Here is an 8,528-nt window from a genome sequence, read left to right as displayed (position 1 = left end):
TGCTGTCGCCGGTGAAGGTGACAACCAGGTTTGGCAACTGGGGTTCTTCGTCGCCAACGGTGAAGGAGCCGGCAATGGTGCCTTTGCTGACGGTGTCTTCGACCAACGGGTTGGCAACCACTTCGATGGTTGGCAGGTCGTTGACCAGGGTGACATCCGGGGTAGCGGCGGCGGTTGCGCTGCCTTTGTCAGTGTCGGTGACGGTCAGGTCGAACGCAGGCAGTTGTTCGCTGCGTTGACGAAGTCGCACGCTTGAGTCAGGCAGACGTTGTTGCCGGAGATGGCGTAGTAGCCGTCTTTGTTGCTGTCGCCGGTGAAGGTGACAACCAGGTTGGCAACTGGGGTTTCTTCGTCGCCAACGGTGAACGAGCCGGCGATGGTGTCTTTGCTGACGGTGTCTTCAACCAGCGGGTTGGCAACCACTTCGATGGTTGGCAGGTCGTTGACCAGGGTGACGTCCGGGGTCGCGGCGGCGTTGGCGCTGCCTTTGTCGGCGTCGGTCACGGTCAGGTCGAAGGCTGGCAGTTTGTTGCCTGCGTTGACGAAGTCGGCACCGGCTTGGGTCAGGACAACGTTGTTGCCGGAGATGGCGTAGTAACCGTCTTTGTTGCTGTCGCCGGTGAAGGTGACAACCAAGTTCGCAACGGGAGTTTCTTCGTCGCCAACGGTGAAGGAGCCGGCGATGGTGTCTTTACTGACGGTGTCTTCAACCAGCGGGTTGGCAACCACTTCGATGGTTGGCAGGTCGTTGACCAAAGTAACGTCAGGGGTAGCGGCGGCGGTCGCACTGCCTTTATCGGCGTCGGTCACGGTCAGGTCGAAGGCTGGCAGTTTGTTGCCTGCGTTGACGAAATCAGCACCGGCTTGGGTCAGGACCACGTTGTTGCCGGAGATGGCGTAGTAGCCGTCTTTGTTGCTGTCGCCGGTGAAGGTGACAACCAAGTTCGCAACGGGAGTTTCTTCGTCGCCAACGGTGAAGGAGCCGGCGATGGTGTCTTTACTGACGGTGTCTTCAACCAGCGGGTTGGCAACCACTTCGATGGTTGGCAGGTCGTTGACCAAAGTAACGTCAGGGGTAGCGGCGGCGGTCGCACTGCCTTTATCGGCGTCGGTCACGGTCAGGTCGAACGCAGGCAGTTTGTTGCCCGCGTTAACGAAGTCGGCACCGGCTTGAGTCAGGACCACGTTGTTGCCGGAGATGGCGTAGTAGCCGTCTTTGTTGCTGTCGCCGGTGAAGGTGACAACCAGGTTGGCAACTGGGGTTTCTTCATCGCCAACGGTGAAGGAACCGGCGATGGTGTCTTTGCTGACGGTGTCTTCAACCAACGGGTTGGCAACCACTTCGATGGTTGGCAGGTCGTTGACCAGAGTAACGTCCGGGGTCGCACTGGCTTGGGCAGTGGTGTTGGCAGCATCCGTCACGGTCAGGTCAAAGGCCGGCAGTTTGTTGCCTGCGTTGACTAAATCGGCACCGGCCTGGGTCAGGACCACGTTGTTGCCAACAATGGCGTAGTAGCCGTCTTTATTGCTGTCACCCGTAAAGGTCACGACCAGACCGGCAACTGGCGTTTCCGCATCGCTGACGCTGAACGTGCCGGCCACAGTCCCGGCCACAGCGGTGTTTTCGACCAGTGTATTGGCCGTCGTTTCGATGACGGGCAGGTCATTGACGGGTGTAATCGTCACCGTCAGCGTGCTGCTCGACCCGGTATTGGTGGTGTAGCCGATCTGCGGCACTTCGCCGCTGTAGTCCTTGACCGGGGTGAATACATACGCACCATCAGCACCGATGGTGATGGAGCCAATACCCTCGATTTGAGCAGTCTGGCCTGCGTTAAAAGTACGGCCGTCCACATTGAACGTCGCAACGGTCAACACGTTATCGATGTCGCTGTCGTTGCTCAGCACGTTGCCGGTGGCGGAGCCATCTTCTGCAATCGTGGTGGTATCGGCGACCAAAACGCTTGCATTGTCCACGGCGACGACTGTCGAGGTGGCCGCAGCAGGATTGATTGCCAGGTTTTCGTAGTTACCGCCGGTGGCGCTGGTGATCGTGGCGCTGACGACAAGGTCTTTGCCATCGGCCAGGTTGGCAGGCGTGTCGACACTGACGGTACCGCTGGTTTTACCCGCTTCGATGGTAATGGTCTGATCGTTGGACAGCTTGATCACGACGTCAGTCTGCGCCGCGTTGGTCACGGTCGCGGTGTAGACGATCTTGCCGCCTTCATCCACCGACGCGGTCGCGGTCAGCGTGACGGTGGTGGTGTCGATGGTGTCGTTGATCTGGGTGACCGCTGGCGCCGGGTCAGTGGTGATGATCAGGTTGCCGCCGCCGGCGGTGCCGGTGATGGTCGCGGAGATCGACGAAGCATCCAGGTACGGCGTGTCATTGCCTGCAAACGTGACGTTCAGTGCACCCGAGGTCTGGCCAGCAGCGATCACAACCGCGAGACCGTTGGACAAGGTGACGGTCAGGTCGCTGGTGGGTGCCTGGGTAATAAACGCCGTGTAAACGACAACACCACCGGCTTCGGTGATGGTGGGCGTGGCGGTCAGGGTAATGGTGACGTTGCGCGGGTCGACGCCATTGTTATCGCCGGCGGTGAGCGTATTGCCCACGGCAGCAGCGGCGTTCAGACCGGTCGTCGGGTAACCGATGGTAGGGTCAACCACGCCGGCGGTGGCTTCCAGCACGACAAAGCTGTGGCCGCCGCCAACGGCGCCGTCCGCGCCTGCAGCGGTCGGACCGGCCGCAGTGGGTTCAAGGTTCTGGGTCGGGTCGACGCCGGCAGCGATAGCTTGCTGCAGTTCGGCGACGGACGGTGCGGCTTGAGCAGTGGCGGCACTCAGGTCGATGGCCGAGTCAGGCGCGTTGGCACTCCATTGGCTGTCGCGACCCAGGTCGATCACTCGACCATCGGCCAGCTCCAACGATATGGCACCCGCAGGGCCGGTATCGACCTGCTCCCCGGCAACCAGGCGATCCCCTTCTACCAGCAGGCGGCGAATCCCTTCCGGGGAAACTGCGAACACTTGACCGACAATGCTTTTGACGACCGCAACGCTGCTCATAAAAGACTCTCCGTGTATTACCGTTCGGGGGTATCCATCAAGGAGACCGGCCCGCTCGCCGCTGCCGATTCAGATAGTTGGAGTACACATTTTTTCGAAAATATATTGGCGTCAATATTTTGTTGTTTCGTGAGAAAAATTACTTTCCCGTCAAGGTATTGACCTATTGGACGCCATCCTAAACAATCCGCCTCGTAATGTCACATTGATATTTAAGCGGCCTCGCGACTTTCTGTTTGCGCCTTTCGGCGTCCAAGAAAAACGGGCATTTCGAGTTGCCACTCCAATTTGTTGCGGTTTTTCAGGCAACCAATCCTCGGGAAAAAATAGAATGCGTTTGCACCTTCTTAAAGTTATGCCTTTTGCTCTGGCCGCCGGTTTCGTCCAGGCTCAAACCCTTCCCGAAGCGATGCAGGACGCGGTGAAAAACCATCCGGAGATCCAGGCGGCTATCAATGCGCGTATTGCCGCCGACTACCAGGTCAGAGAGGCCCAGGGTGGCTACCTGCCTAAAGTCGACCTGCTGGGCGGTTATGGCCGTGAAAGCTCGGACAACACCTCGACCCGCGCCGCGAGCAATAGTCATGACTGGAAAACCCTGAACCGCGGCGAGTCGACCATCCGACTTCAGCAAAATTTGTTCCAGGGTTTCGGCACCATCAATGAAGTGGGCCGCCAACAAGCCACCGCCAACTCCCGTGGCTATGCGCTGCTCAATACCTCCGAGCGCACCGCACTGACGGTTGCCCAGGTTTATCTGGATGTCTTGACCCGTCGCGAGATGGTGCAACTGGCAGAAGACAACCTGAAAAGCCACGAACGTATTTTTGACCAGATCAAACTGCGCACCAGCCGTGGCGTCGGCAGAATGGCGGACATGGACCAGGCCGAAGCCCGACTGGCTCAGGCTCAAAACAACCTGATCACCGAACAGACCAACCTGGCGGATGCCAATACCAACTTCCTGAGCGTAGTCGGCAAAGAGCCCGATCAGCTCGAAAAGCCAATGGGCATTGTGACCGCGCTGCCGGCCAGCCTGGATGAAGCACGCCGCCAGATGGTTGCGGACAGCCCGGTATTGCGCTCGGCCGAGTCGGATATCGCCGCTGCCGAAAAGCAGTACGAAGCCGCCAAGTCGACTTTCTACCCGCGCTTTGATGCCGTACTGCAACGCTCAGCCAATAACAACATCGGCGGCGAAGAAGGCCATGACAATGGTTATTCCGCCATGCTGAACATGCAGTTCAACCTGTACAACGGCGGCAGCGACAAGGCCAGCCTGCAGTCCAAGGCCTCTCAGGCCAGCCAGGCGCTGGATATTCGCAACAATGCGCTGCGCCAGCTGAATGAAGAACTCGGTTTGGCGTGGAACGCCTACAATAACGCTAGCCAGCAGGTGCCGATCGCACAGCAATACGTGGACCGCAGCAATAAAGTGCGCACCTCGTACCAGCAGCAGTTCAGCCTGGGCGAACGTACACTGCTCGACCTGCTCGACAGCGAGAACGAACTGTTCACCGCTCAGCAGCGCCTGGCACAGATCAAAAACCTGCACATCTATACGCAGTACCGCATCAAGGCCGATATGGGCCAATTGCTGAGAAGTCAGGGCGTCGTTGCGCCGCTGGCATCGGTTGTGCAGAACGAAGTCAAAACGAAGGTAAACCTGCCAGGGATGAACTGATTCTTGACGGCGTGAACCACTCAACCGTTTAAGAGAGAGTCAGCTTGGATTCTGAAATAGGTGTGGCGCAGCTCAACCATGACCCGCGCAGTCAGCATGACGACCCCTTGCTGGACGGGTTGTTGACGCTCTGCTCCCTGCATTACAAGCCCGCCAGCCGGGCTATGCTCACCACAGGCCTGCCCCTGGCGGGGCAGCGCCTGAGCCCGGATTTGCTGCCCCGCGCAGCGCCCGGGCGGGTTTGCAGGGCCGTTTGCTGCAGCGCAAGCTGGAGCAGATCCCGTCCATTGCATTGCCGGCTTTGCTGTTACTGAAGGAAGGTCGCAGTGCGGTGCTGTTGGGATGGGAAGGCGACACTGCCCGCCTGCTGCTCAGCGAAAGTGACGGCGGCGAAGTCCAAGTCACCCGTGAGACGCTGAGTCAAGATTACAGCGGTCGGGTTTTCTTCGCCCAGCCGCAACATAAATTTGACGTCACCAGCGGCACGCTAATCCCGCGCGCGCGCTCGTGGTTCAAGGACACCCTCAAGCGTTCGCGCTGGCTGTATGCCGACGCCATCGCCGCCAGCCTGGTGATCAACCTGATCGCCCTGGCCGCGCCGCTGTTTGTGATGAACGTGTATGACCGCGTAGTGCCGAACCAGGCCACCGCCACCTTGTGGGTGCTGGCCATTGGTATTTGCGGCGCCTACCTGTTCGACCTGTTGCTCAAGAGCATGCGCAGCCTGTGCCTGGACCTGGCGGGCAAGAAAACCGACCTGATCATCTCCGCGACGCTGTTCGAGCGCATCGTGGGCATGTCGATGAAAATGCGCCCGGCGCGCGTCGGCAGCTACGCCTCGAACATCCATGAGTTTCAGGGGATGCGCGACTTTCTCACCTCCCTGACCCTCGCCAGCCTGATCGATTTGCCGTTTACCCTGATCATCCTCGCGGTCATCGCGCTGCTCGGCGGCCACCTGGTCTGGATCCCCATCGTCGCCTTCCCGCTCGCACTGGGCATCGGCCACTTCCTGCAAAAACCGCTGACGGCGACACTTGAGCGCACCATGGCTCTGGGTGCCGAACGCCAGTCGAGCCTGATCGAAACCCTCGCCGGGCTGGATGCGGTGAAGGTCAACAACGCCGAAAGCGAACGCCAATACCAGTGGGAACAAACCATCGGCACCCTCAGCCGCCTGGAGCTGCGGGTCAAGGTGCTGTCCGGCCTGGCGATGAACATCACGTTGCTGATCCAGCAAGTGGCGGGCGTGGCGATGATTATCTTCGGTGTGTACCAGATCATCGATGGCGTCCTGAGCATGGGCGGCCTGGTGGCGTGCTACATGCTCAGCGGTCGTGCACTCGGCCCGTTGGCGCAGCTGTCGGGCCTGCTGACGCGTTACCAGCAAGCCAAGGTGACGATGGTGTCGGTGGACCAGATGATGGAGCTGCCGCAGGAACGCAACTTCGACGAACGCCCCCTCAGCCGCAAAACGCTGCAAGGCGCGATGGCGTTCCGCGAGGTCGACTTCACCTACCCCAACCAGCAGAACCTGGCGCTGCGAGGCATCAACCTGACGGTTCGCCCTGGTGAGAAAATCGGCATCATCGGCCGCAGCGGCTCGGGCAAAAGCTCGCTGGCCAAGCTGCTGGTGGGCCTGTATCAGCCGGACTCCGGCTCGCTGCTGGTGGACGGTGTCGACATCCGCCAGATCGACGTCAGCGAATTGCGCCATAACATCGGCTACGTGGCCCAGGACATCCAACTACTGGCCGGCACCTTGCGCGACAACCTCGTGTCCGGTGCGCGCTACGTGGATGACGAGATGGTGCTGCAGGCGGCAGAACTCGCCGGCGTGCACGAATTCGCCAGGCTGCATCCCCAAGGCTACGAACTGCAAGTGGGCGAGCGCGGGCAAAACCTTTCCGGCGGTCAACGCCAGAACGTCGCCCTGGCCCGCGCACTGCTGCTGAACCCACCGATTCTGCTGCTGGACGAACCGACCAGCGCCATGGACAACACCGGTGAAGAACGCCTGAAACAACGTTTGCAGTCGGTTATCGAAAACAAGACGGTGATTCTCGTCACCCACCGTGCTTCGCTGCTGAGCCTGGTCGATCGCCTGCTGGTGATCGACCGTGGCCAGATCCTCGCAGACGGTCCAAAAGCGGCCGTCATGGAAGCGCTGAAAAAGGGGCAGATCAGTGTTGCTTAAGTCCGGTGCAGGCGGTTGGAAGAACGTTATCTTCCGCTATTTCAAAGGCAGCGACTCGCTCGATGACCAGCCATTGCCCGAGGTCGAAAAGGCGCTGATCGACGATGCGCCGCGCATCGTGCGCCTGACCATCTGGGGCGTGATCGGCTTTTTCGTGTTCCTGTTGTTGTGGGCGCACTTCGCGATTATCGACGAAGTCACCAAGGGTGACGGCAAGGCGATCCCGTCGTCGCGCATCCAGAAAATCCAGAACCTGGAGGGCGGCATCGTCGCTCAGATCTACGTGCACGAAGGGCAGATCGTCGAAGCCGGCGCGCCGCTGGTGCGCCTGGACGACACGCGCTTTGCCTCCAACGTCGGCGAAACCGAAGCCGACCGCGTGGCCATGGAACTGCGCGTGGAACGCCTTAGCGCCGAGATCGAAAATCGCCCGCTGAACATCACCGAGGAGGCGCGCAAAGCCGTGCCCAACCAGGCCTCGAACGAAGAATCGCTGTACCTGAGCCGCCGCCAGCAACTGGCGGACGAAATTGGCGGGCTGCAACAGCAACTGCTGCAACGCCAGCAAGAGTCGCGTGAATTCAGCTCCAAGCAGGAGCAATACCGCAACAGCCTGAACCTGCTGCGCCAGGAAATCGGCATGTCCGAACCCTTGGTCAAACAAGGCGCGATCTCGCCGGTAGAAGTGCTGCGCCTCAAGCGCTCCGAAGTCGAAACCCGCGGCATGCTCGACGGCACCACCCTGGCCATCCCCCGCGCCCAGGCCGCCATCAACGAAGTGCAGCGCAAAATCGACGAAACCCGTGGCAAGTTTCGCAGCGAAGCCCTTGCCCAACTGAACGAAGCCCGCACCAACCTGAGCAAGGCCCAAGCGACCTCCAAAGGCCTGGAAGACCGCGTCAGCCGCACCATGGTCACCTCCCCCGTGCGCGGCATCGTCAAACAGATGCTGGTCAACACCGTCGGCGGCGTAATCCAGCCCGGCAGCGACATGGCCGAAGTCGTCCCGCTGGACGACACCCTGCTGGTGGAAGCAAAGATCCGCCCACAAGACATCGCCTTCCTGCACCCCGGCCAAGAGGCGATGATCAAATTCACCGCCTACGACTACACCATCTACGGCGGCCTCAAAGGCAAACTCGAAACCATCGGCGCCGACACCGTGATGGACGAAGAGAAGAAAAACACCTTCTACATCATCAAACTGCGCACCGACCGCAGCCACCTGGGCACCGACGAGAAGCCATTGCTGATCATCCCGGGCATGGTGGCGTCTGTGGACATCATCACCGGCAAGAAAAGCATCCTGAGCTACCTGCTCAAACCAATCATCAAATCGCGCGCCGAGGCACTGCACGAACGCTGATTTTTCGCGAGGCACGTAGGGAAATGCGGGGAGATTTGCGAAAACTTGGGTTTTCGCAAAAATAGTCAGATTTCAGGGGTTTACAGAACTCTGGCAGTCGCTATAATCGTCGCCCTAACACGCCGGTATAGCTCAGTTGGTAGAGCAACTGACTTGTAATCAGTAGGTCCCGGGTTCGACTCCTGTGCCGGCACCACATTAGGCTC

At 59.9% G+C, this 8,528-nt stretch carries 4 protein-coding genes, 1 tRNA gene and 1 pseudogene; 4 read left to right on the top strand and 2 right to left on the bottom strand.

All coding sequences use genetic code 11. The annotated features are described in order from the left end of the window. Together JWR98_RS19175 and JWR98_RS19170 are read right to left on the bottom strand one after the other, a co-directional pair. Positions 1-250: hypothetical protein (locus JWR98_RS19175; protein WP_205490931.1), on the bottom strand; the 250-nt coding region annotated here is incomplete at its 3' end. Continuing rightward, on the bottom strand, positions 205-3,075 hold the full coding sequence (locus JWR98_RS19170; protein WP_205490929.1) for a retention module-containing protein: 2,871 nt from the start codon (positions 3,073-3,075) through the stop codon (positions 205-207). The genes JWR98_RS19175 and JWR98_RS19170, both read right to left, overlap by 46 nt. A gap of 331 nt (positions 3,076-3,406) precedes the next feature. Here JWR98_RS19170 and JWR98_RS19165 point away from each other — a divergent pair, with 331 nt between their 5' ends. The 4 genes and pseudogenes from JWR98_RS19165 to JWR98_RS19150 all read left to right on the top strand — a co-directional run bounded on the left by JWR98_RS19165 (position 3,407) and on the right by JWR98_RS19150 (position 8,518). Further along, positions 3,407-4,759, top strand: coding sequence for a TolC family outer membrane protein (locus tag JWR98_RS19165; RefSeq protein WP_003171076.1), 1,353 nt, complete (start codon positions 3,407-3,409; stop codon positions 4,757-4,759). 44 nt (positions 4,760-4,803) lie between these two features. Continuing rightward, positions 4,804-6,956: pseudogene (locus JWR98_RS19160) on the top strand (type I secretion system permease/ATPase). Continuing rightward, entirely contained in the window at positions 6,946-8,322 is a 1,377-nt protein-coding gene (locus JWR98_RS19155) for an HlyD family type I secretion periplasmic adaptor subunit (protein ID WP_078731136.1), read from the top strand. The pseudogene JWR98_RS19160 and the gene JWR98_RS19155 overlap by 11 nt, the downstream one beginning before the upstream one ends. A gap of 121 nt (positions 8,323-8,443) precedes the next feature. After that, positions 8,444-8,518 (top strand) — tRNA-Thr (locus JWR98_RS19150). Positions 8,519-8,528 lie beyond the last annotated feature (10 nt).

The organism is Pseudomonas lactucae (genome assembly GCF_016937615.1).
In the GTDB taxonomy this organism is placed as follows: Bacteria; Pseudomonadota; Gammaproteobacteria; order Pseudomonadales; family Pseudomonadaceae; genus Aquipseudomonas; species Aquipseudomonas lactucae.
The sequence above is the reverse complement of the archived record's forward strand: the minus strand, read 5'-3'. Positions and strand labels throughout refer to the sequence as shown.

Bases quoted from the DNA above. Each gene is read 5' to 3' on its own strand.
- JWR98_RS19165 (WP_003171076.1), top strand. From the start codon at position 3,407: ATGCGTTTGCACCTTCTTAAAGTTATGCCTTTTGCTCTGGCCGCCGGT.
- JWR98_RS19170 (WP_205490929.1), bottom strand. From the start codon at position 3,075: ATGAGCAGCGTTGCGGTCGTCAAAAGCATTGTCGGTCAAGTGTTCGCA.